This is a genomic window from Rhizobium sp. GW821-FHT14E12, assembly GCF_058803745.1.
This window is the reverse complement of record NZ_JBXAPH010000001.1, coordinates 1,414,554-1,436,274: the sequence shown is the minus strand read 5'-3', so window position 1 is coordinate 1,436,274 and position 21,721 is coordinate 1,414,554. Positions and strand designations below refer to the sequence as shown.

The following is a 21,721-nucleotide window of genomic DNA, read 5'->3' as shown; positions in this document are numbered from 1 at the left end:
CCGTGGGCCAGGTTTGCGACCGGATCTTCACAATGCAACAGCGCTGTCGCGCGTCGGACCGGGTAACGGGGCGACGCGGGACGAAGGATCGCCCGCGCCGCGGGCCTTACCGGAGGGAAGACGATGACGAACAGGACGCCGTCCATGACTTTTGACCAGATCGCTGCAGCCAATGCTGTCGCCGCGGCCAAAACGTCGAAACGCGCCGCCGGCATCCCACGGAAGCAAGGCCTCTACGATCCACGCAATGAGCACGATGCCTGCGGCGTCGGCTTCGTCGCGCATATGAAGGGCCAGAAGTCGCACCAGATCGTGCGCGACGGCTTGTTCATTCTCGAGAACCTGACGCATCGCGGTGCCGTCGGCGCCGATCCGCTGATGGGCGATGGCGCGGGTATTCTCGTGCAGATCCCGGACCGTTTCTTCCGCGAGGAAATGGCGCTTCAGGGCGTCATCCTGCCGAAAGCGGGCGAGTATGGCGTCGGCCATTTCTTCCTGCCGCGCGACGAGACGCTGATCGAGCATTTCAAGACCGCGATCAAGCAGGTCGTCACCGAGGAAGGCCAGGTTCTGCTCGGCTTCCGTGACGTGCCGGTCGACAATTCCTCGCTCTCCAAGGCGCCGGATATCGCCGGCACCGAGCCGCATCATGTGCAGGTCTTCATTGGCGCCGGCCGCGATGCCGGCACGCATGACGAATTCGAGCGCCGCCTGTTCACCCTGCGCAAGGTGATCTCGAACCGCATCTATGCGGAATATGAGGGCGAAGAGAGCAATTTCTACCCGGTCTCGCTGTCGAACTCGACCATCGTCTATAAGGGCATGTTCCTCGCCTATCAGGTAGGCGCCTATTATAAGGACCTGGCCGATCCGCGCTTCGAATCGGCGGTCGCCCTCGTGCACCAGCGCTTCTCGACCAACACCTTCCCGTCGTGGAAGCTTGCGCATCCGTACCGCATGGTCGCCCACAACGGCGAAATCAACACGCTGCGCGGCAACGTCAACTGGATGGCGGCGCGTCAGGCGTCGGTGTCTTCGCCACTGTTCGGCGACGATATCTCCAAGCTCTGGCCGATTTCCTACGAAGGACAGTCGGACACAGCCTGTTTCGACAATGCGCTCGAATTCCTCGTGCGCGGCGGCTACTCCATGGCGCATGCCGTGATGATGCTCATCCCTGAGGCATGGGCCGGCAACCAGCTGATGGCTGCCGAGCGCAAGGCATTCTACGAGTATCATGCTGCCCTGATGGAGCCGTGGGATGGTCCGGCTGCCGTTGCCTTCACCGATGGCAAGCAGATCGGCGCGACGCTCGACCGTAACGGCCTGCGTCCGGCCCGCTATCTCGTCACCAACGACGATCGCATTATCATGGCGTCCGAAGCCGGCGTTCTGCCGGTCGAGGAAGAGAAGATCATCCAGAAGTGGCGCCTGCAGCCGGGCAAGATGCTGCTGATCGACATGGAAAAGGGCCGCATCATCTCCGATGACGAGGTGAAGTCCGAGCTTGCCAGCAAGCATCCCTATCAGAGCTGGCTGAAGCGCACGCAGCTGATCCTGGAAGACCTGAAGCCGGTGGAGCCGCGGGCGCTGCGCCGCGACGTGTCGCTGCTCGATCGCCAGCAGGCCTTCGGCTATACGCTGGAGGACACCAAGCTTCTGATGTCGCCGATGGCGACGACGGGGCAGGAGGCGATCGGCTCCATGGGCACGGATACGCCGATCTCGGCCATGTCCGACAAGCCGAAGCTGCTCTACACCTACTTCAAGCAGAACTTTGCGCAGGTGACCAATCCGCCGATCGATCCGATCCGCGAAGAGCTGGTGATGAGCCTCGTCTCCTTCATCGGCCCGCGCCCGAACCTGCTCGACCATACCGGTATGGCCAACGCCAAGCGGTTGGAAGTGCGCCAGCCGATCCTGACCAATGGCGATCTGGAAAAGATCCGCTCGATCGGCCACACGGAAGACCGTTTCGACACCAAGACGCTCGACTTCACCTATGATGTCGATCGCGGCGCCGAAGGCATGCCCGAGATGCTCGACCGTCTCTGCGAGCGCGCCGAAGCGGCGGTTCGCGGCGGCTACAACATTATCGTGCTGTCCGACCGCCAGATCGGACCGGACCGCATCGCGATCCCGGCACTGCTGGCGACCGCCGCCGTGCACCATCACCTGATTCGCAAGGGGCTGCGCACCTCTGTCGGTCTCGTCGTCGAAACCGGCGAGCCGCGCGAAGTGCATCATTTCTGCCTGCTCGCCGGCTATGGCGCCGAGGCGATCAACCCCTATCTCGCCTTCGACACGCTGCTCGACATGCATCAGCGCGGCGAATTCCCGAAGGAAGTCGATGCCACGGAAGTCGTCTACCGCTACATCAAGGCGGTCGGCAAAGGCATCCTCAAGGTCATGTCGAAGATGGGTATTTCGACCTATCAGTCCTATTGCGGCGCGCAAATCTTCGACGCGATCGGCCTGCAGGAAGAACTGGTCGACAAGTATTTCTTCGGCACGGCGACGATGATCGAAGGCATCGGCCTCGAGACCATTGCCGAGGAAACCGTCGCCCGTCACAAGTCGGCCTTCGGTGCCGACCCTATCCTGGCGAGCACGCTCGAGATCGGCGGCGAATATGCCTACCGTATGCGCGGCGAAAGCCATGCCTGGACGCCGGATGCGGTGGCTGCTCTTCAGCATGCCGTACGTGGTAATGCCGAGGACCGCTATCGCGAGTTCGCCGACATGGTCAACGACTCGGCGCTCAGGATGAACACCATCCGTGGCCTGTTCAAGATCAAGAGCGCGGAAGCGCTCGGCCGCAAGCCGATTTCGGTCGATGAGGTCGAGCCTGCCGTCGATATCGTCAAGCGCTTCTCGACAGGCGCCATGTCCTTCGGCTCGATCAGCCGCGAGGCGCATACGACGCTGGCGATCGCCATGAACCGGATTGGCGGCAAGTCGAACACCGGCGAGGGCGGCGAAGAGTCCGACCGTTACATGCCGCTCTTCGACGGTTCGCCGAACCCGGAACGTTCGGCGATCAAGCAGATCGCCTCCGGCCGCTTCGGCGTCACCACCGAATATCTTGTTAATGCCGACGTGCTGCAGATCAAGGTCGCACAGGGCGCCAAGCCCGGCGAAGGCGGACAGTTGCCCGGCCACAAGGTCGACGCGACCGTCGCCAAGACCCGGCATTCGACACCGGGCGTCGGCCTGATCTCGCCGCCGCCGCATCATGACATCTACTCGATCGAAGATCTGGCGCAGCTGATCTTCGACCTGAAGAACGTCAACCCGACCGCCGATGTCTCGGTCAAGCTCGTCTCGGAAGTCGGCGTCGGCACGGTTGCCGCAGGCGTTGCCAAGGCGCGCGCCGACCACATCACCGTCGCGGGCTTCGACGGCGGCACGGGCGCTTCGCCGCTCACCTCGCTGAAGCATGCCGGTTCGCCCTGGGAAATCGGCCTTGCCGAGACACAGCAAACGCTGGTGCTGAACGGGCTGCGCTCGCGCATCGCCCTGCAGGTGGACGGAGGTCTTAAGACCGGGCGCGACGTCATCATCGGCGCGCTGCTCGGCGCCGACGAGTTCGGATTTGCCACCGCACCGCTGATCGCGGCCGGCTGCATCATGATGCGCAAGTGCCACCTCAACACCTGTCCGGTGGGTGTTGCGACGCAGGATCCGGTCCTGCGCAAGCGCTTCAAGGGCACGCCCGAGCATGTCATCAACTACTTCTTCTTCGTCGCGCAGGAAGTGCGCGAAATCCTCGCCTCGCTTGGCTTTACCAGGCTGGATGATGTCATCGGCGCTTCGGAGCTGTTGGAGAAGGACGACATGCTCGCCCATTGGAAGGCGAAAGGGCTCGATTTCAGCCGCATCTTCCACAAGGTCGATGCGCCGAAGGAAGCGACCTATTGGACGTCCTTGCAGAAGCATCCGATCGACGACATTCTCGACCGCAAGCTGATCGAGCAGGCCGAGCCGGCGCTTGCCAGCAAGACGCCTGTTGCGATCGAAGTGGACATCAAGAACGTCGACCGTTCGGCCGGCGCGATGCTGTCGGGCGCAGTCGCCAAGCGTTACGGTGCCCGTGGTCTGAAGGACGATACGATCAGCGTCACGCTGCGCGGCACCGCCGGACAGTCGTTTGGCGCGTTCCTGGCGCGGGGCGTCACCTTCAACCTTATCGGTGACGGCAACGACTATGTCGGCAAGGGCCTGTCGGGCGGCCGCATCATCATCCGTCCGCCGGAGAACTCGAAGATCCTGGCCGAGCATTCGATCATCGTCGGTAATACCGTGCTTTACGGCGCGACCGAAGGCGAATGCTACTTCCGTGGCGTTGCCGGTGAGCGATTCGCGGTGCGCAACTCCGGTGCCGTCGCCGTTGTCGAAGGCGTGGGCGATCATGGCTGCGAATACATGACCGGCGGTGTCGTCGTCGTGCTCGGCGAAACCGGCCGCAACTTCGCAGCCGGCATGTCGGGCGGCGTTGCCTATGTGCTCGACGAGAAGGGCGATTTCGCCCGCCGCTGCAACATGGCGATGGTCGAGCTGGAACCGGTTCCGGAAGAGGACGAATTGCTGGAGAAACTGCACCATCATGGTGGCGACCTCATGCATAAGGGACGCGTAGACGTCTCCGACGACATGACGCGCCACGATGAGGAGCGGCTCTACCAGCTCATTTCGAACCATTTCCACTACACCGGTTCGACGCGTGCGAAGGAAATCATCGATCAGTGGACCGATTACCGTCCGAAATTCCGCAAGGTCATGCCGGTTGAATACCGCCGCGCTCTTGAGGACATGGAGCGGAACCGGATGAGCGTGGCGGCGGAGTGATCCGCGGCAACGCCCTTTCCATTCGAGGGTTTCGCGCCTGATTGCGATCGCCCGATTGGCGATCGCGACTGTCGAATAGCGGAATCAGATTTGAATTACAGTGCCAGACAAGGCAGCGGGACTTGCCTTCAGGCACAGGAGCCATCGGGCTTCTCTTTAGAGTGAGGAAACGAAAGCATGGGCAAGGTAACAGGCTTCTTGGAAATCGACCGGCAGGTTGGCAAGTATCAGCCGGCGTCGGATCGTATCCGGCATTTCCGCGAATTCACGATCCCCATGTCGGACCCGGAAGTGCAGAAACAGGCCGCGCGCTGCATGGACTGTGGCATTCCTTATTGCCACGGCCCGACCGGCTGCCCTGTGCACAACCAGATCCCGGACTGGAACGACCTCGTCTACAACAACAACTGGGAAGAGGCGATCCGCAACCTGCATTCGACCAACAACTTCCCGGAGTTCACCGGTCGTGTCTGCCCCGCGCCCTGCGAGGAAGCCTGCACGCTGAACCTCGAGGATGCTCCGGTCGCGATCAAGACGGTCGAGCAGGCCATTGCCGACAAGGCCTATGAGCTCGGTTTCATCCGTCCGCAGCCGGCCACGGTCCATACCGGCAAGAAGGTCGCCGTCATCGGCTCCGGCCCCGCCGGCATGGCGGCCGCCCAGCAGCTTGGCCGCGCCGGCCATGAGGTTCATCTCTACGAGCGCGAGTCGAAGGCTGGCGGGTTGCTGCGTTACGGCATTCCGGACTTCAAGATGGAGAAGAACTTCATCGATCGTCGTGTCGAGCAGATGAAGGGCGAGGGCGTGACCTTCCATTGCGGCGTCAATGTCGGCGTCGACGTCAAGATGGAACAGCTTCTGGCCGATTATGATGCCGTTCTTTATTGCGGCGGCTCGGAAACTCCGCGTGAGGCCGGCATTCCCGGCGTCGGGCTTGCCGGCGTCCATGACGCCATGCCCTATCTCGTGCAGCAGAACCGCCGCGTCGGCCGCGAGAACATCGACAGCATCGGCTGGCCGTCCGACCCGATCCTCGCCGGCGGCAAGCACATCGTCGTCGTCGGTGGCGGCGATACCGCGTCCGACTGCGTAGGCACGGCTTTCCGCCAGGGCGCCGTCAAGGTAACCCAGCTCGACATCCGCCCGCAGCCGCCGGAAAAGGAAGACAAGCTCGCCGTTTGGCCGTTCTGGGCGACGAAGATGCGGACCTCCTCCTCGCAGGCCGAGGGTGCGGTGCGCGAATTCCAGGTCGCGACGCTCGAGTTCATCGGCGAAGACGGCGTGCTGACCGGCGTGAAGTGCTGCGAAGTGGATGAGCGCCGCAAGCCGATCGCCGGCACGGAATTCGTTATCCGCGCCGACCTCGCCTTCATCGCTATCGGCTTCCGCGGCCCGTTCACCGACAGCGTGCTCAAGGACCTCGACGGCAAGCTGACGCTCAATACCGACAAGCGCGGCTCGACCAACGTGGTTGCTGACGACAAGAGCTACAAGACCTCGGTCGACAAGCTCTGGACCGCCGGCGACGTCCGTCGCGGCCAGTCCCTGGTCGTCTGGGCCATCCGCGAAGGCCGCCAGGCCGCCCGCGCGATCGACGAGGCCCTGATGGGCGCCACGGTGTTGCCGCGGTAAAAGGCCAGTCAATACCAAGTGGGGCCTTGTTTAATACAAACAAGGCTCCGCTTTCAACTCGCGATGGTTGATGTGGCGATGACTTCCGCTTGAGGATAATCGCGAGGCGGTTCCTTATAGAGGATAATGTAGCCCGGTAGGGCAGTTGCTTGCCATCCGATCGGTAAAGCACTGACAATGTGCTGGATTGCCTTGCGCGGAGTAATAGGGCCGCTTAGCGCGCTAAGTCCAGTTAGTTCCATATCAATGTGAGGTTTTCTGCCGCCACCGCCCTTTCCTTGATAGCGGAATGTATAGGGTAAAGCTTCCTTTAATCGAGCTAGGGCGCTCGCTGCGGCCTCACTCGTTTCGATCGCAAACGCTATTTCTCGATCGATATCAATTGGAAACTTTGCATCGTAATTCTTGGGATCGACCTTCGTGGTATCTCGTTCTCGCCCGGGGTCATTGGAGCCGAAACCACTTCCGTTCCAGTCAAGCGCTTTCACTCCGCCGTAATGCCGAATGAGATCAGACTCCAAATCCATTGCAGTGAAAACGAAGATGCGTACCGTCTTAAAGCTGACACGCGTTGGATCGAGGCCAACGCGATGCATGATTTTCCGCGCGTGGCGGGACAGTCGCTTATGCAAACCTGCCTCGGCATCGGTTTTGCCGATATAGACAACGCGGTCATCGAGGAGAAGCTGATAAACACCTTGTTCTTCAGGTATCGTCAGCAAACTTGCGGTGTTGAGCGGAGCGGCCTCTAATGCGTCGAGTACCTCGATGAGCCGGGTCAATAGCGCGCCCGGAAGGTCAAACTCGAATTCAACATATCCTTTCATTTCAAAAAGTCCGATCCCCCAAAAGTTAGGTGGTGTTTTACGCTGCGAGCTATCACGCTAGCCAGTTCAACGGGCACCGCGTTACCGAGCTGCCGCATGGTTTCAGTCCATGAACCATGAAATCGGAATTCGTCTGGAAACGTTTGTAAGCGCGCACTCTCTCGCACCGTAAAGTAACGCACACTGCCATCTGGCCGCCGAAGCATGTTCTCGCCACCAGGTACGCCGTGGACACCGGCTTTTAAGGTCTTTCCTGGCTCGTCCAATGGGCTGCCAGTATGGCCAGGGTAAGTACGCGCGCCGGCTTGGAAACGATGATCGTGATGCTTTTTAGCTTTTAATGGCTCGAGTTCTGGATCGGGTAGATCGCTGATGGCATCGCGTGTTGTTCGCCAAGGAAGTGCGTCCGTCTTTTTGGTGAGACGATCTAGCCGGCCCCAATGGCGGTCATCGACTATGCGATCGGCTTTTCGCACTTTGTGGCGCTCCCAATAATTCCCCCTCAACTGATCCGAGAGGAGAGCGTCGTGGGAGTGAGTTTCGCGAGGGAACGACCATTCGATATCGAGATCATTGCGAAAGCCGACGAATACCACCCGTTCGCGGCGCTGTGGCACGCCGTAATTCGCGGCATTGAGTACACGATAGACGACATTGTATTCCAATCCCGTTGATCCGCGATGCCCTGTGTGGTGCTTTTCAAGTCTACTTAAGTGACCTTCCCAGTCTTCACCGTACTTGGCAGTCAATTCGGGATAAGTCATCTGTAAAACAATATGAGACAGGTAGGTGGCGAAACTCTCGCGAGTAAGGCCTTTAACGTTCTCAAAAATGAAAGCCTTGGGTTTTGTTTCGCGTAAAGCACGCACGGCCTCTGGCCACATGTCTCTGGAATCAGCATGGGCTCGGTGCTTCCCACCCAGCGAAAACGGTTGGCACGGAGGCCCCCCGGTGATCAGGTCGATCTTACCTTCCAAAGTTCTGAAATCGACGCCGCGCACGTCACCTTCGGTCGGCTCCGGCCACGTTCCTATCAAGCCGAAACCATCTCGGCGATTCTCACGAATGGTGTCACAACACCATCGATCCCATTCTATAATCATTTGTGGAGAGAATCCGGCTCGACTGACTCCTAGGCCCAGCCCACCGGCGCCCGCGAAAAGCTCGATCGCTTTCATACAGTCTTTTCCTCTAGGAATTCTTGTAATTTGTTCTGCAATTGTTCACTTTGCCGCAATTCACACTCCCATACAATCAATATGTCCCATCCGAGCTGGTTTAGGGTTTTTTGACGCTGCGAGTCGCGCTCAGCGTTCCCTTTCAGCTTCGGTTCCCAGAAATCAAGTCGAGACTTTGGAAGGCGGGCGAGGCGGCATTCTGGGTCATTGTGACGATGCCAAAAACAACCATGGATGAAAATCACCTTCCGACGTTTTCCAAAGACAATATCCGGTCTACCTGGAAGATCGTTCCGATGCAGTCGGTATCGGTAGCCCATACGATGCAAAAGACGGCGAACAACCATCTCGGGTTTCGTATCACGATTTCGGATACGCGCCATTCTAGCGCTGCGTGCGGTGGGGCTCAGAGTATCCATTGACGTTGCCCTGTACACGATAAATAGGCCTGAGCCTGTCTCGTTCGGAGGGGTGATTTAGTTTCGAATCGTTATCTTGATCAAGCGTGTTTACATAACATTTTTTCAATGAGCAGCCCCCGGCAGCCGATAATCGTCGACGCGTCCCGTCGGGGCCGGGGCCATCTGGCCTTTTTCGACCAGGAGGTCGCGGGGCGAGGGCGTCGTAGGCGGCGGGGCGGGAGTGCCGCCGAGGAGCTGCGCGCCGCCGTCGAGATTGGGGTCGGAGATGCTCATTGGCTGGGTGCGGGTGATCTTTTCCGTCTCCGTCGCCGGCAGGTTTGCCTGTTCGGGTGTCAGCGGATTGCCGGTATCGAGGCGTGTGATATCGGGGCTTGCCTGATCGCCCAGCAGGCGGCGCACCGGCTTTTCGACATAGAAGGCGGCCTTGCGCTTGCCTGCCGCCGTCAGATTGACGCCGTCGGCGGTTCTGAGCCGCACCTGCTGGCCGTTGATGTCCGAGCCGGTGACGATGAATTCGCCGTTCTGGTCGGTAAAGCCGTCCCAGATATCGATGAACTCGCCGCCGACGCTTACGACTTGGCTCTGGTAAATCTGATTGAGCTTCACCGCGCCTTCGGTCAGCTGATCCGAGCCGAAGGCCGGCAGGCCGACCCAGAGTAGCGGGATGTGGCGGTTCGTCACCAGCTTGGCGAATTGCTGCACGCGCTCCTCGTAGGCGAGGAACCAGGGGTCGGTACCGTATTTTTCGTTGAGGCCGTCGCCTATGATCTGCTGGCGGTCGTTGGCGCCGATCATGACAACGACGACCGCCGGTTTCAGCTGATCCAGCATGGCGGGGAGTTGCTGCGGCCAATTGTAATAGTCCTGGCGCACGAGACCGGAGGCGACGGTGCCGCGGGTCTGGACAACGACGCCGGGCGATGTCGAAAAGGCGTCTGCCAGCCCGTCGCCGAGGCCGCTTGCCAAGAAGTCGCCGACGACGAGGATCGTCTTGGCGTCGGGCAGCTTTTCCGCTGGTGGCGGCGTATCCGGTTGAACCACGACCTGACGCGGCTTCGGCGGTGGCGCGACCCGTTTGCGCGGCTGCGTCGAGCGCCTCGGCGCCGGCTGATCATAGGGCTGGTCGGGAATATTGGGCTCGGAACGACCGAACAATATGTCGAGCAGAGTTTTGCGCGGCCGCTCCTGCGCCTCGGCAGTCGTCAGCAGGCAGGCAAGGGTAAAACAGAGGGCAAGAAACGCCGCGAGGGTCGATTTCGCGACAGCCATGATTGTGCGGGCAGGTCGGTTTTTCATCGGGCTCTTTTCCGCTCAATGCCCCATGGTCGCATGAGGACGGCACCGCCGTCCAGCCGATCCAAGGTTCATGATTGACGGCGGCGACCTATTTGCGCAGCCTGTTCAACAGGCTCATCGAGGGCTCGCCATCGGCCTCCATGCCGATGCGTTGCTGAATCGCTGCAATGGCGGCCTTGGAGCCGGAGCCGAAATTGCCGTCGACGACGCCGTCATAATAGCCGAGTTCCTTCAGCCGCGTCTGTAGCTCGAACTTCTGCTTTACATCCAGCGTACCGCTTGGGCGCGGCCAGGATTGCTGCATGCCGCCATAGCCGGCGAGTTGATCGGCAAGCAGACCGACGGCGATGGCGTAGCTGTCGGAGGCGTTGTAGCGTTTGATGGTGAAGAAGTTGCTGGTCATCAGGAAGCCCGGTCCATTAGGTCCACCTGGCATCTTCAGTTGCGCGCGTTCGGAGTTCAGGCGGAAGCCCTTGCCGCTCGGGCGGGCGAAACCGAGGGCTGCCCATTGGGCAAGCGTGCGGGTCTTGCCGACCTGCGCGCTGCCGCCCGGCGGCACGGTGACTTCGTAGCCCCAGGTGTGTCCGGTGCTCCAGCCGTTCTTGGCCAGCAGGTTTGCCGTTGTCGCCAGTGCATCGGGAATGGAATTCCAGATATCGGCATGGCCGCTGCCATCGGCATCGACGGCATAGAGCAGGTAGCTGGTCGGGATGAATTGCGTGTGGCCCATGGCGCCGGCCCAGGAGCCGGTCAGCTCCTTGCGCGATATGTCGCTATTCTGCAGGATCTTCAGCGCCGCGATCAGTTGCTTCTTGGCGTAGTTGGCGCGCTTCGGGTCGGCATAGGCAAGCGTTGCCAGCGCGCGCGGCACATAATGCAGCTTCTCCTCCTTGGCGAGCACCGCGCCGTAATTTGATTCCATCGACCAGATGGCGAGCATGATATTGCGGTCCACCCCGAAATGCTGTTCAAGTGAACGCAGTGTGGAACCGTATTTGGTCGCCATCTTGCGGCCAACATCGACGGTATAGGGGTTGACGCGGGAATCCAGGTAATCCCAGATCTGGGATTTGAATTCCGGCTGGTATTGCGCTTTTTCGAGGACCGTGGGGTCGGGGTCCGTCACGCCAGCAAATGCATTGCGATAGGTCGACTGCGTAATGCCGCTTTTAGCGGCGGTGCTGTAGAAACCCGCAATCCATTTTTGGAACCCTGGGTCCGCATTGGCGTTAATGGGGGTCAATCCCGCAAAGGCGCCGAGCGCGAGCGCCAGAGCGAGACCAAGAAGGGAGTGTTTGCGGTTTGAAGTCATCTACAGCCGTGTCCATCAATACTTGGATTTCGGAGCGGCGATGCGCGTAGCAGTCGCCCAAGCATGACATTACAGGAATGAAGTCAACAAATTGTTTACCATGGAAGCCGGGGTCAGTCATCATTGCAAAACAGTCGCAAATTTATTCTACTGACCCTCAAATAATGTTGGCGCAGAACGATTTAATTCCCCAGGAGGTATGAGTGGGACAGCATAAAAAGGTGCGTAAGGCAGTATTTCCGGTCGCTGGGCTCGGGACGCGATTCTTGCCGGCAACCAAGGCGGTGCCGAAGGAAATGCTGACCGTCGTCGACAAGCCGGTGATCCAATACGTCGTCGATGAGGCGATGGAGGCGGGCATCGAGCATTTCGTGTTCGTGACCGGCCGCAGCAAGCATGTCATCGAAGACTATTTCGACATTCAGTTCGAGCTCGAGCAGACGTTGCGCCAGCGCAACAAGAATGCCGAGCTGACGCTGTTGAGCGGCCTCTTGCCGAAGGCCGGCACCGCGAGCTTCACGCGCCAGCAGGAGCCGCTCGGCCTCGGCCACGCCGTCTGGTGCGCCCGCGAGATCGTCGGCGACGAGCCGTTCGCGCTGCTTCTGCCCGACATGGTCATGAGCGCCGAAAAGGGCTGCATGAAGGGCATGATCGAGCTCTATGAAACCAGCGGCGGCAATGTCATCGCGGTCGAGGAATGCACGCCGGATCAGACCCACAAATATGGCATCGTCGGCGTCGGCGACACCATCGGCAATGGCTTCCGCATCACCGGGATGGTGGAAAAGCCGGCCAAGGGCACTGCCCCGTCGAATTTCTTCATCAACGGCCGCTACATCCTGCAGCCGGAGATTTTCGAGATCCTGGAGAGCCAGGAACGTGGTGCGGGCAACGAGATCCAGTTGACGGACGGTATGCTGAAGCTTGCGCAGAAGCAGGATTTCGCCGGTTATCACTTCCAGGGCCAGACCTTCGACTGTGGTGCCAAGGATGGCTTCATCCTCGCCAACGTCGCCTTCGCGCTCGCCCGCGCGGATATCCGCCCGACCGTCGAAGACGGCCTGAAGGCGCTGGTCGCGGCGCTGAAGTAACGGCGATCAAAGTCTCTTCTCCCCGCTCTGAGAGTTTCGAAAGGGCGGGGAGAGTTTTACCTCTTCACCGTCAATCCCACGCCCGCCTGGACCTGCCGTGTGTCATCGCCCGTCTTTCGTGACGTCAGCTGGTAGCCGACGTTGCTGGTGAGATCGAGGTAGCGGTTGATGCCCCAGGTGAAGCCGAGGGCGGCGTCATATTCCGTTTCGTCGGCGAAAGAGCTGTCGGAGGGATAATTGCGCCAGATCGTGCCGCCGGTCAGTTTGGCGGTGAGATCGTCGCGCAGCTGGTGGCTCAAGGTGCTGCTAAGCTGATAGGCGGTATAGCCGCTTTCGCCCGCCGTCGTGGAGGGTTGGACCGTAGTCGCAAGCCCTATGCTGACATCGGTGCCGCGCTGCGGCGACCAGGCGAGCTTGCCGTCGATGGTCGGCGAATCGATTGCGGCGAGCCGCGAATCGTCGAATTCCGTGTGCTGATAGCCGAAGCCGAGCTCACCCTTCATCTTCTCGCCGAGATCGAGCTCGACGCCCGCCTTGCCGCCGAAGCTCTGGTTCGAGCGGGCGTAGCCGTTGCTGTCATGCGACTGGTCGTAGACGGTGAGACCGAGATCGGCTTCGAGGAAGGGAATGAGGGCAGGCGACAGCTCGTAGCCGATCCGGCCGCGCCAGGTGCCGGCCGTCTGGTTGCGGTCGCTGAGTGTTACCGGCGTTCCGTCCGAGAGCACGGCGTCGGAATAGATGGTGCGGGTCAGGGCCACGGCTGTCGTGCCGCGCAGCACGCCGAAATCACGCTCCAACGATAGGCCGGTATTGAACTGGTTGACGGCCGATTGCTTCGAGGCGTTGGCAATCGCGTTCGGGTCGCTGGTGTCCTCGCGGAAGAATTGATAGCCGGCGGTGATGTGGGCGACGGTGTCGGCGGGAAGGTCGAGGCGCAGGTCGGCGTTGAGATTGACGGTCGGCTGCTCCGCGCCGCTGCCGCTGAGGTTCTTCTGCCAGACGCCCTCGCCGGTGATGGTCAGCGCATGGCGGTCCCAATCCGAGGTAAGCGTGCTGCGCAGATCGGTCTGCAGGAAGCTGCGGTCGTCATTGGTGGAGCCGGTGCGGTTGCGCTCGACATTGACGGACTGGTTGATGGAGGGACGCAGGGTAAAGGTGCCGAGCGGTATGCCCTGCGCATCCTCGCGGTCCGGATACTGCCGAGCCCTCAGATCATCGACGCCGGTCTCGCGCAGATTGACGCGGCGCAGATCGTCGTCGAGGGTCGAGCCTGTTGTCGTCGGGTCGATGCCTCCGAGCCGCAGGCGACCGTTGACAGGCGCGTCCGTATCCGTCGAGCTCTGGCTTGCGGTTTTGGTCGTCTTGGATTTGGCGGATGTTGTGGTCGTCACCGGAAGATCGAGGCTGTCGGTGTCGCTTGATCCTGTCTGACTGGTATCGGCCGACTGTGCGTGGACCGGCATCGGCATGGCGAATACGCCCCAGCCCAGCAGAGCGGATGCAGCGCATGCCGTCAGCCGGAGGGAGCGTCCACCCGCCTTGTGTTTGCCGATGTCCATTTGATCCTATGTCTGATCTTACTGGAAATGCCTTAAAGTCTTACCCAATCCTAAAGCCTCATGGTTAACGCTTCCTTGCCAGAGAATTATAAGGAGTGGGAGATGATAGGCTTGGTCCCTGCTGTGCGAAAACGATCTCCGGTGGACAGAAATGGAGAAAAGCGGTAGGCCTCCGTCATGAATAAGAGAGCAGTGAAATTCATCGAGAACGGTGCGATCGAATCCGCGATGCGGACGATCGAGATCGAAAGGCAGGGGCTGGAAGCGCTGGAGCGCGCATTGGCCGATGGTTTGGCCGAGCCTTTCAGCCGGGCAGTGGAGGTGATCGGCGGCATCGACGGGCGCGTTATCATCACCGGCGTCGGCAAGAGCGGCCATATCGGCAACAAGCTCGCCGCCTCGTTCGCCTCCACGGGAACGCCGTCTTTCTTCGTGCATCCGGTCGAAGCCAATCATGGCGATCTCGGCATGATCACCCAGGACGATGTCATCATCGCCATATCATGGGGCGGCGAAAGCGCCGAACTGCGCGGCATCATCAGCTATTCCCGCCGTTTCTCGATCCCGATGATCGCCGTCACCGCTGGCGAAACCTCGACGCTGGCGCGTGAATCCGATGTGGTCCTGCTGCTGCCCAAGGAACAGGAAGCCTGCCCGCACGGATTGGCGCCGACGACCTCGACCTTGTTGCAGCTCGCGATCGGCGACGCGCTTGTCGTGGCGCTATTGGAAGCGCGGGGCTTTACCGCCGAGGATTTCCGCACCTTCCATCCGGGCGGCAAGCTCGGTGCTAGCCTCTCGCATGTGGTCGATATCATGCATAAGGGCGATCGCGTTCCGCTGGTCAATCTCGGCACGGGCATGCAGGAGGCGGCGATGACGCTCTCGAACATGCGCTTCGGCTGTGTCGGCGTGATCGATGACGATGGCTGCCTGTGCGGCATCATCACCGATGGCGATATCGCCCGCAATCTTGGGCGCAGCCTTGCGGAGATGCGGGTGGACGAGGTGATGACGCGCAATCCGAAGACGGTGAAGGAAACGACGCTGGCAACCGGCGCGATGGCGTTGCTGAACCGCTACAATATCTCGGCGCTGATGGTTGTCGACGAAACCAAACGGCCGATCGGCATCGTCCATTTCCACGACCTGCTGCGGATCGGCGTCGCCTGATCAGGCGGCTTCGACGGTCAGGTCGCGCCCATTGCTGGCGACGACCTTGACGCGGGTGCCGGCCGGCAGATCCGGCCCGGCCACGATCCAATAGGTATCCTCCAGACGGATGCGGCCACGGCCTTCAGTGATCGGTTCGGCAAGCGTTGCCGTGCGACCGACAAGGCTGGCGCTGCGCTGGTTGAGAAACGGTTCGTCCGTTACCTGGCTGTTATTATAGATATAATGGCGGCCGAGCAGGGTGACGATGACGGCGGATGCCGCGAAGATCAGCCATTGCACCTGCCAGATCCAGAAGGCGCTGTCCCAGAGAAGCAGCGAGAGCGCGCCGACGATAATGGCGGCAAGGCCGATCCAGATCAGGAAGAAGCCGGGCAATACGAGTTCGGCGGCGAGCAGCACCAGTCCCAGTACCCACCAGCTCCATGGACCGAGTTGAACGACGAGATTGTCGAACATGGATCAGCTCTCCCGTGGTGTCAGCGGATTGATGGAGGGTGTGGTGCGCGTCGGGCCGGGACGCGGACGAGGAGGCTGCGGCGACGTGCTGCCATCGCTGTTTTCGCCGAACACCTCGCGGGCGATTGCGCCGATACCGGCAAGCGAACCGAGAATGGAGGTAGCTTCCATCGGCATCAGCACGATCTTGGAATTGCCGGCGGTGCCGATCGCGGTCAGCGCCTCGGTGTATTTCTGTGCGACGAAATAGTTGATTGCCTGCACGTTACCCGCGGCGATCGCCTCGGAGACCATGCGGGTTGCCTTGGCTTCGGCTTCGGCCAGACGTTCGCGGGCCTCGGCGTTGCGGAAGGCGGCTTCGCGCTGGCCCTCGGCCTGGAGCACGGCCGATTGCTTTGCACCTTCGGCACGCAGGATTTGCGCGGCGCGCAAGCCCTCAGCTTCGAGAACCTGGGCGCGCTTTTCGCGCTCCGCCTTCATCTGCCGGCCCATGGCGTCGACCAGATCCTTCGGCGGCTGGATGTCCTTGATCTCGACGCGGGTCACCTTGATGCCCCATGGCTCGACCGCGTTGTCGACAACGCGCAGCAGCCGTTCATTGATGGCGTCGCGATTGGACAGCAGCTCATCGAGATCCATCGAACCCATAACAGAGCGGATATTGGTCTTGGTGAGGTTGAGGATCGCACTTTCGAGATTGGTGATCTGATAGGCCGCCTGGGCCGCATTCAGCACCTGGAAGAAGGCGACGGCGTCGGTGGAAATGCTGGCATTGTCCTTGGTGATGACCTCCTGGGTCGGCACTGCCAGCACCTGTTCCATCACATTCATGCGCACGCCGAGCGTGTCGATGAAAGGCACGATCAGATTGAGGCCCGGTTCCAGTGTGCGGGTGTAGCGGCCGAAACGCTGGACCGTGTAACGATATCCCTGCGGCACGGTCTTGATCCCGGCAAATAGCACCAGGATGATCAAAACAACCAATGCAATCACAAAGATGCTGAATCCACCGATGACCATAAAATCCTCCATCGACGTTCCCCGGACGATGCGAGGCTGACGTCATTCCCAAGCGTTGCTGTATCTCTGACGCCACGGTCGAGTGGCTCGCGAAGCAGCTCAATCAGATGTGGTGGGTTACCATGTTCTCGGCAAGGGTGAAATGGTCTGCGACATCCAACCTTTCGCGCCTGGCGGCGAGGATATTCAATCTCGCCAAGGCCTTGCCTCCGGCTCCGCATGTTCATACCTTAAGGGAAGGAAAGATCCGGCTCGGCTGCCATGCAGTCTTCAGAGCCAAAGTATTGCGCATCAGCAGGTGAAGCTATGAATATCGATAGGACCTTGCGCTCGGTCGTGGCCGTGCATTCCAAAATTCCGGAGGATGCCTTTACGGCGGGATCGCTCGGCACGCGCCGGGAGGGCAGCGGCGTGGTCATCCGGAATAACGGGCTCGTACTCACTATTGGCTATCTGATCACGGAGGCCGAGGAGGTCTGGCTGACCACCAATGATGGCCGTGTGATTCCTGCCCATGCGCTGGCCTATGATCAGGAAACCGGTTTCGGCCTGGTGCAGGCGCTCGGACGGCTGGATGTACCCCCGCTGGATTTCGGCAATGTTGCCAAAGCCGATATTGGTGATCCCGTCATGATGGCCGATGGTATCGGCCAGTTCGTGCAGGCGAACATCGTCGCCAAGCAGGAATTCGCCGGCTATTGGGAATATCTGCTGGATGAAGCGATCTTCACCGCGCCCGCCCATCCATCCTGGGGAGGTGCTGCCCTCATCGACGCCGACGGCAAGCTTCTGGGTATCGGCTCGCTGCATCTGCAGATGGCGGCAAAAGACGGCGGAAGCGCCGATATCAACATGGTCGTACCGATCGATCTGTTGCCGCCCATTCTCGATGATCTGCTCAATCGCGGTCAGGTCAACAAGCCGCCGAGACCCTGGCTTGGGGCCTTCTCCGCCGAAAGCGACGGCGAGGTCGTGGTCATGAGTGTGGCCGAGGGTGGTCCCGCCGAACAGGCGGGCTTGCGTCGGGGCGATGTCATTTCCGAAATCCGTGATGACGAGGTGGATGGCCTTGCCGATTTTTACCGCAAGATATGGGAGAGCGGCTCCGCCGGAGCGGAAATCCCCATGCGGGTCCTGCGCAATGGCCGTGAGGCATGGCTGAGGGTCAAGTCGGCCGACCGCAGCAGCTTTCTGAGGAAGCCGCATCTGCAATAAGGCGGCGTTGGGCCGTTCAGATCAGGCCCAGCCCGACAGCTCCCGCCGCACCACCGCCTCCAGTACACTCATGCCGTCCTCGCCATCGTTGAGGCAGGGGATATGCGTGAACTTCTCGCCGCCATTATGGTGGAAGGATTCGGCCGCCTGTTCGGCGATTTCCTCGAGTGTTTCCAGACAGTCGGAGACGAAGCCGGGGTTGAGGACGGCGATACGCTTGGTGCCTTCCCTGGCGAGGCTTTCCACCGTCTTGTCCGTATAGGGCTGCAGCCATTCCTCCGGGCCGAAACGGGACTGGAAGGTGACCATGAACTGATCCTCGGCAAGACCGAGCTTCTCACGCAGGAGACGGCCGGTCTCGATGCATTGGGCGTAATAGGGATCACCCTTTTCCGAATAGGAAAGGGGGATGCCGTGGAAGGAGGCGAGGATCTTTTCCGGCAGCCAGTCGAGCGTGGCGAGATGTCGGGTGACGGATTTGGCGAGCGCGTCGATATAAGTGGGATCGCTGTGATAATCCGGCACCGTGCGAAGGGCCGGCTGCCAGCGCATCTTCACCAGCTTCTCGAAAGCCTTGTCGTTGACCGTGGCGGTGGTTGCCGCCGCATATTGCGGGTAGAGCGGAAACAGCACGACGCGGTCGCAGCCCTGATCCTTCAGCGCCTGAATGCGGTCGCCGATCGAAGGCGTTCCGTAGCGCATTGCCCAATCGACGACGACAGCGGGCAGGTCCGCCAACCGCTCGGCCATCAGGTCCGACTGGTTGCGGGTATAGGTGCGCAGGTAACTCTCGTTTTTGTCCTTGTTCCAGATCGTCTCATAGGCTTTGCCCACTTTTTGGGGACGCGTGTTGAGGACGATGCCGAAGAGAACCGGGTACCATTTCCATCGCGGCAATTCGATGACGCGCTTGTCGCTGAGGAATTCGCGCAGATAACGCCGCATCGATGTGTAGTCGGTGCCGTCGGGCGTGCCGAGATTGACGAGAAGGACGCCGATCCTGCCGGATTTTTGCTGTAATTGGCCGGTCGCGGCTTCTGCTGTCATCAATCATGTCCTCTCAACGAAACGAAGCCCCTCACATAGGAACAAAAACCGGCCCGGGAAAGCCCGGACCGGCGAAGTCCTGCGAGACAAATCGTCCTTACTTGGCCGGAATCTTCAATTCCTCGCCGACCAGAAGGCGGTGCGGCTTGAGATTACGGTTGGCTGCCAGCAGCTTGTGCCAGTCGTTGGGGTTGCCGTAGTAGGTCTTGGCGAGATCCCAAAGCGTGTCGCCGGCGACGATGACATGGGTCGTCGGTGTCTTCGGCGGTTCATTGGTTTGGGTTGCCGGGGCGACCGTCGTCGTTGCTGGAGCCGTTGCGGCTGGTGAGGTTGCTGTTGTCGCGGGAGCGGTTGCTGCCGGAGCACTGGTGGCCGGTGCGGCGGTTGCAGGCGCGGATGCGGCAGGTGCTGGTGTGGCCGGCGCCGTGGTGGTGGTCGCGGGTGCTGCGCTGGTATTGGCTGCCGCCGGAGCAGATTTCTGATCCGGTGCGGCTGCTGGCTCCTGTGTTTGCGCGGGTTTTGCTGCCTCCGGTTGTGCGGCGGCGATCTGGATTATGCGGCCGTCCGTGTAAGGCTTGTAAGGATTGTGCGCGGCGAGATAGTCGGCCACCACGCCCGCCAGATCGGGGCCGAAGTCATAGGCGTTCTTGCCCTTCTGTGCGAAGACGGAGTAGCCGTCGCCGCCGGCGCGCATGTAGTTGTTGCTGACTACGCCGTAGGTCTTGTCGGGATCGAGCGGCACGAATTCCGTGCCCTCCTGCACCGTGACGGAGACCAGGCGGCTGCCGGGCGGCTTGGATTTGTCGAAGCTATATTTGAGGCCGGAAACCTGCGGGAAGCGGCCGGCACCTTCGTCGATCTGACTGAGGCCGTTCTCCAGCGCCGCCTTTACGTCCGCACCCGTCAACTGGAAGGTGGCGACGGTGTTCTGGAACGGCAGCACGGTCAGCACGCCGCCCATGCTGACGTCGCCAGCGCCGATCGAGGCGCGCAGTCCGCCGCCGTTCTGGATGGCGATGCTGATGCCCTGTCCCTTCGTCCGGTCGAGAATGGCGTCGGAGACGAGGTTGCCCATGGAGCATTCCTGCACGCGGCAGACTTCGCGCGCGGCTTCGATCGTGCCCTCGGAGCTGCCGATTACCTTATGGCGCAGTTCCTCGATCGGCTTTGCCATCTCCTGAACACGGGCGGCGATCACCGGATCGGGCTTCACCGAGGCATCGAGCAGGATCGGGTCGCCCTTGGCGTCCTTGACGGCGCCGTTATCGTCGAAGGTGACAACGACATCGCCGAGGTATCTGCTGTAGGAGGCGGCTTGGACGACCGGGACCTTATAGCCGGCCGGGTTGTCGACCATGGTCGGATAGGGGCCGGCGGCTTTGGGATCCGTGTTCGACAGCAGCGTGTGCGAATGGCCGCCAACAACGACGCTGACGCCGGCGATCTTGGCGATCTTCTCGATATCGCGCTGATAGCCGACATGGGTGAGCGCGATGATCTTGTTGACGCCCTGCGACTTCAGCGCATCCACCTCGGCACTGATGGCAGCGGCATCGTCGGTGATCTTGACATGCGGGCCGGGCGAGGAGAGTTCCGGGGTTTCAGTGGTGACGGCGCCGACGATGCCGATCTTCTGGCCGCCGATCGTGAGCACGATGGATTTCTTGATGCGGTCGCCGATTTTCGACTGACCATCGACGACCATATTGGCGGTGACGACGGGGAATTGCGCCTTGTCGAGGAAAGCCGCCAACGGGCCTTCGCCATCGTCGAATTCGTGGTTGCCGACGGTCATGGCGTCGATCTTCATGTCGTTGAGGAACTCGACCTCGGCCGCGCCCTTGTAGGTCGTATAGAACAGCGAGCCCTGGAAGTTGTCGCCGGCATCGAGCACCAGCACATTCTGGCCGGCAAGGGCTGCGCGGCGCTGGTCGATCATGGTCTTCATCCGCGCCGCGCCGCCGAAGCATTCATTCTTGGCTTCTTCCGCCGCCGAGCAGGTGGTGTCGAATTTGTTGATCGATTCCACGCGCGAATGGAAGTCGTTGAAGTGCAGAATGTTGAGCTGATAGTCCGCGAAAGCGGCACTTGTGCTGAGCGCCAAGGCGGCTGCAGCCAAAAGGCCCACTCCGAAGGGCTTCGTCATCGTTCTCTCCTGTTATTTTTCACAATCCGATCCGCCCGTGCCCCACGGCGGCCCCCACGACGATGTTTCCATCACGACGGGACGAGCGCAAGCGAAAGCTGTTGGGTTCATTCGGATTTTACAAATCCACAGGCGTGATGCCGTGAGATCAGGCGCAGGCCTCGATCGAGGCGTCGCCATAGGCTTCCCGCACGGCGGCGATGATGTTCCAGCCGATGACGAGGGATACGAGCAGGCAGCAAACTGCCGCGATGCGATGAAAGCGCCGGCTCTTGTCGCGATAAAGCAGGACCATGCCGCCGGCATAGAGCAACAAGGTGGGTATGGCGATGATCAGAACGCTCGCCGGCCCATCGCAATCGAGCGCGGCGATGCCCTGGGCCTTAAAGCTGTTGGCGGGGAGCGCCGCCGCCAGAACGGCGAGCGGCAAGCCGATAACGAGAATGATATAAAGCGCCACTCTGCGCATGGCGTCCTACCCGCCCGCGATGCCGGT

At 60.9% G+C, this 21,721-nt stretch carries 16 protein-coding genes; 5 read left to right on the top strand and 11 right to left on the bottom strand.

What is annotated here, in order from left to right; all coding sequences use genetic code 11:
• Positions 1–123 precede the first annotated feature (123 nt).
• Together gltB and AC1RO0_RS07090 are read left to right on the top strand one after the other, a co-directional pair.
• Entirely contained in the window at positions 124–4,848 is a 4,725-nt protein-coding gene (gene gltB, locus AC1RO0_RS07095; RefSeq protein WP_498592158.1) for a glutamate synthase large subunit, read from the top strand.
• 177 nt (positions 4,849–5,025) lie between these two features.
• Positions 5,026–6,480 carry a glutamate synthase subunit beta gene (locus AC1RO0_RS07090; protein ID WP_034517537.1) on the top strand — a complete coding sequence of 485 codons (1,455 nt, stop codon included), beginning with the start codon at positions 5,026–5,028 and terminating at the stop codon, positions 6,478–6,480.
• Between the two features lie 53 nt (positions 6,481–6,533).
• Here AC1RO0_RS07090 and AC1RO0_RS07085 read toward each other — a convergent pair whose 3' ends face one another.
• From AC1RO0_RS07085 to AC1RO0_RS07065, 5 genes are all read right to left on the bottom strand, one after another.
• Positions 6,534–7,307: a GIY-YIG nuclease family protein gene (locus AC1RO0_RS07085; RefSeq protein WP_498592157.1), complete on the bottom strand. Its 774-nt coding sequence runs from the start codon at positions 7,305–7,307 to the stop codon at positions 6,534–6,536.
• A complete protein-coding gene (locus AC1RO0_RS07080) occupies positions 7,304–8,485 on the bottom strand; it encodes a DNA cytosine methyltransferase (protein WP_498592156.1) in 1,182 nt (393 codons plus the stop codon). The genes AC1RO0_RS07085 and AC1RO0_RS07080 overlap by 4 nt, the downstream gene beginning before the upstream one ends.
• Positions 8,482–8,904: a very short patch repair endonuclease gene (locus AC1RO0_RS07075; protein ID WP_498592155.1), complete on the bottom strand. Its 423-nt coding sequence runs from the start codon at positions 8,902–8,904 to the stop codon at positions 8,482–8,484. The genes AC1RO0_RS07080 and AC1RO0_RS07075 overlap by 4 nt, the downstream gene beginning before the upstream one ends.
• A gap of 105 nt (positions 8,905–9,009) precedes the next feature.
• Positions 9,010–10,203: an SGNH/GDSL hydrolase family protein gene (locus AC1RO0_RS07070; RefSeq protein WP_498592154.1), complete on the bottom strand. Its 1,194-nt coding sequence runs from the start codon at positions 10,201–10,203 to the stop codon at positions 9,010–9,012.
• Positions 10,204–10,291: 88 nt separating this feature from the next.
• The gene (locus AC1RO0_RS07065; protein WP_498592153.1) at positions 10,292–11,515 is read right to left on the bottom strand and encodes a lytic murein transglycosylase; all 1,224 of its coding nucleotides are present in this window, start codon (positions 11,513–11,515) and stop codon (positions 10,292–10,294) included.
• Positions 11,516–11,718: 203 nt separating this feature from the next.
• Here AC1RO0_RS07065 and galU point away from each other — a divergent pair, with 203 nt between their 5' ends.
• Positions 11,719–12,606 carry a UTP--glucose-1-phosphate uridylyltransferase GalU gene (galU, locus tag AC1RO0_RS07060; protein ID WP_007701064.1) on the top strand — a complete coding sequence of 296 codons (888 nt, stop codon included), beginning with the start codon at positions 11,719–11,721 and terminating at the stop codon, positions 12,604–12,606.
• A 56-nt stretch (positions 12,607–12,662) separates the two neighbouring features.
• On the opposite strand, the gene AC1RO0_RS07055 is transcribed toward galU, so the two are convergent.
• Entirely contained in the window at positions 12,663–14,165 is a 1,503-nt protein-coding gene (locus tag AC1RO0_RS07055) for an outer membrane beta-barrel protein (RefSeq protein WP_498592152.1), read from the bottom strand.
• A gap of 177 nt (positions 14,166–14,342) precedes the next feature.
• Between AC1RO0_RS07055 and AC1RO0_RS07050 the strand changes: the two genes are divergently transcribed.
• On the top strand, positions 14,343–15,338 hold the full coding sequence (locus tag AC1RO0_RS07050; RefSeq protein ID WP_498592151.1) for a KpsF/GutQ family sugar-phosphate isomerase: 996 nt from the start codon (positions 14,343–14,345) through the stop codon (positions 15,336–15,338).
• Here the strand turns inward: AC1RO0_RS07050 and AC1RO0_RS07045 are convergent, their stop codons facing one another.
• Positions 15,339–15,797: an NfeD family protein gene (locus AC1RO0_RS07045; protein WP_498592150.1), complete on the bottom strand. Its 459-nt coding sequence runs from the start codon at positions 15,795–15,797 to the stop codon at positions 15,339–15,341.
• Between the two features lie 3 nt (positions 15,798–15,800).
• Positions 15,801–16,817: an SPFH domain-containing protein gene (locus AC1RO0_RS07040; protein ID WP_498592149.1), complete on the bottom strand. Its 1,017-nt coding sequence runs from the start codon at positions 16,815–16,817 to the stop codon at positions 15,801–15,803.
• Between the two features lie 306 nt (positions 16,818–17,123).
• Here AC1RO0_RS07040 and AC1RO0_RS07035 point away from each other — a divergent pair, with 306 nt between their 5' ends.
• On the top strand, positions 17,124–18,032 hold the full coding sequence (locus tag AC1RO0_RS07035; RefSeq protein WP_007701081.1) for a S1C family serine protease: 909 nt from the start codon (positions 17,124–17,126) through the stop codon (positions 18,030–18,032).
• A gap of 21 nt (positions 18,033–18,053) precedes the next feature.
• Here the strand turns inward: AC1RO0_RS07035 and hemH are convergent, their stop codons facing one another.
• From hemH to AC1RO0_RS07020, 3 genes are all read right to left on the bottom strand, one after another.
• Positions 18,054–19,079: a ferrochelatase gene (gene hemH, locus AC1RO0_RS07030; RefSeq protein ID WP_498592148.1), complete on the bottom strand. Its 1,026-nt coding sequence runs from the start codon at positions 19,077–19,079 to the stop codon at positions 18,054–18,056.
• A 97-nt stretch (positions 19,080–19,176) separates the two neighbouring features.
• On the bottom strand, positions 19,177–21,225 hold the full coding sequence (locus AC1RO0_RS07025) for a 5'-nucleotidase C-terminal domain-containing protein (RefSeq protein ID WP_498592147.1): 2,049 nt from the start codon (positions 21,223–21,225) through the stop codon (positions 19,177–19,179).
• 148 nt (positions 21,226–21,373) lie between these two features.
• Entirely contained in the window at positions 21,374–21,694 is a 321-nt protein-coding gene (locus tag AC1RO0_RS07020) for a hypothetical protein (protein ID WP_498592146.1), read from the bottom strand.
• Positions 21,695–21,721 lie beyond the last annotated feature (27 nt).

What these genes read in the sequence shown, in the direction of transcription:
- gltB (WP_498592158.1), top strand. Translation starts at nt 124, where the DNA reads ATGACGAACAGGACGCCGTCCATGACTTTTGACCAGATCGCTGCAGCC.
- AC1RO0_RS07090 (WP_034517537.1), top strand. Translation starts at nt 5,026, where the DNA reads ATGGGCAAGGTAACAGGCTTCTTGGAAATCGACCGGCAGGTTGGCAAG.
- AC1RO0_RS07085 (WP_498592157.1), bottom strand. Translation starts at nt 7,307, where the DNA reads ATGAAAGGATATGTTGAATTCGAGTTTGACCTTCCGGGCGCGCTATTG.
- AC1RO0_RS07080 (WP_498592156.1), bottom strand. Translation starts at nt 8,485, where the DNA reads ATGAAAGCGATCGAGCTTTTCGCGGGCGCCGGTGGGCTGGGCCTAGGA.
- AC1RO0_RS07075 (WP_498592155.1), bottom strand. Translation starts at nt 8,904, where the DNA reads ATGGATACTCTGAGCCCCACCGCACGCAGCGCTAGAATGGCGCGTATC.
- AC1RO0_RS07070 (WP_498592154.1), bottom strand. Translation starts at nt 10,203, where the DNA reads ATGAAAAACCGACCTGCCCGCACAATCATGGCTGTCGCGAAATCGACC.
- AC1RO0_RS07065 (WP_498592153.1), bottom strand. Translation starts at nt 11,515, where the DNA reads ATGACTTCAAACCGCAAACACTCCCTTCTTGGTCTCGCTCTGGCGCTC.
- AC1RO0_RS07055 (WP_498592152.1), bottom strand. Translation starts at nt 14,165, where the DNA reads ATGGACATCGGCAAACACAAGGCGGGTGGACGCTCCCTCCGGCTGACG.
- AC1RO0_RS07050 (WP_498592151.1), top strand. Translation starts at nt 14,343, where the DNA reads ATGAATAAGAGAGCAGTGAAATTCATCGAGAACGGTGCGATCGAATCC.
- AC1RO0_RS07045 (WP_498592150.1), bottom strand. Translation starts at nt 15,797, where the DNA reads ATGTTCGACAATCTCGTCGTTCAACTCGGTCCATGGAGCTGGTGGGTA.
- AC1RO0_RS07040 (WP_498592149.1), bottom strand. Translation starts at nt 16,817, where the DNA reads ATGGTCATCGGTGGATTCAGCATCTTTGTGATTGCATTGGTTGTTTTG.
- AC1RO0_RS07035 (WP_007701081.1), top strand. Translation starts at nt 17,124, where the DNA reads ATGAATATCGATAGGACCTTGCGCTCGGTCGTGGCCGTGCATTCCAAA.
- hemH (WP_498592148.1), bottom strand. Translation starts at nt 19,079, where the DNA reads ATGACAGCAGAAGCCGCGACCGGCCAATTACAGCAAAAATCCGGCAGG.
- AC1RO0_RS07025 (WP_498592147.1), bottom strand. Translation starts at nt 21,225, where the DNA reads ATGACGAAGCCCTTCGGAGTGGGCCTTTTGGCTGCAGCCGCCTTGGCG.
- AC1RO0_RS07020 (WP_498592146.1), bottom strand. Translation starts at nt 21,694, where the DNA reads ATGCGCAGAGTGGCGCTTTATATCATTCTCGTTATCGGCTTGCCGCTC.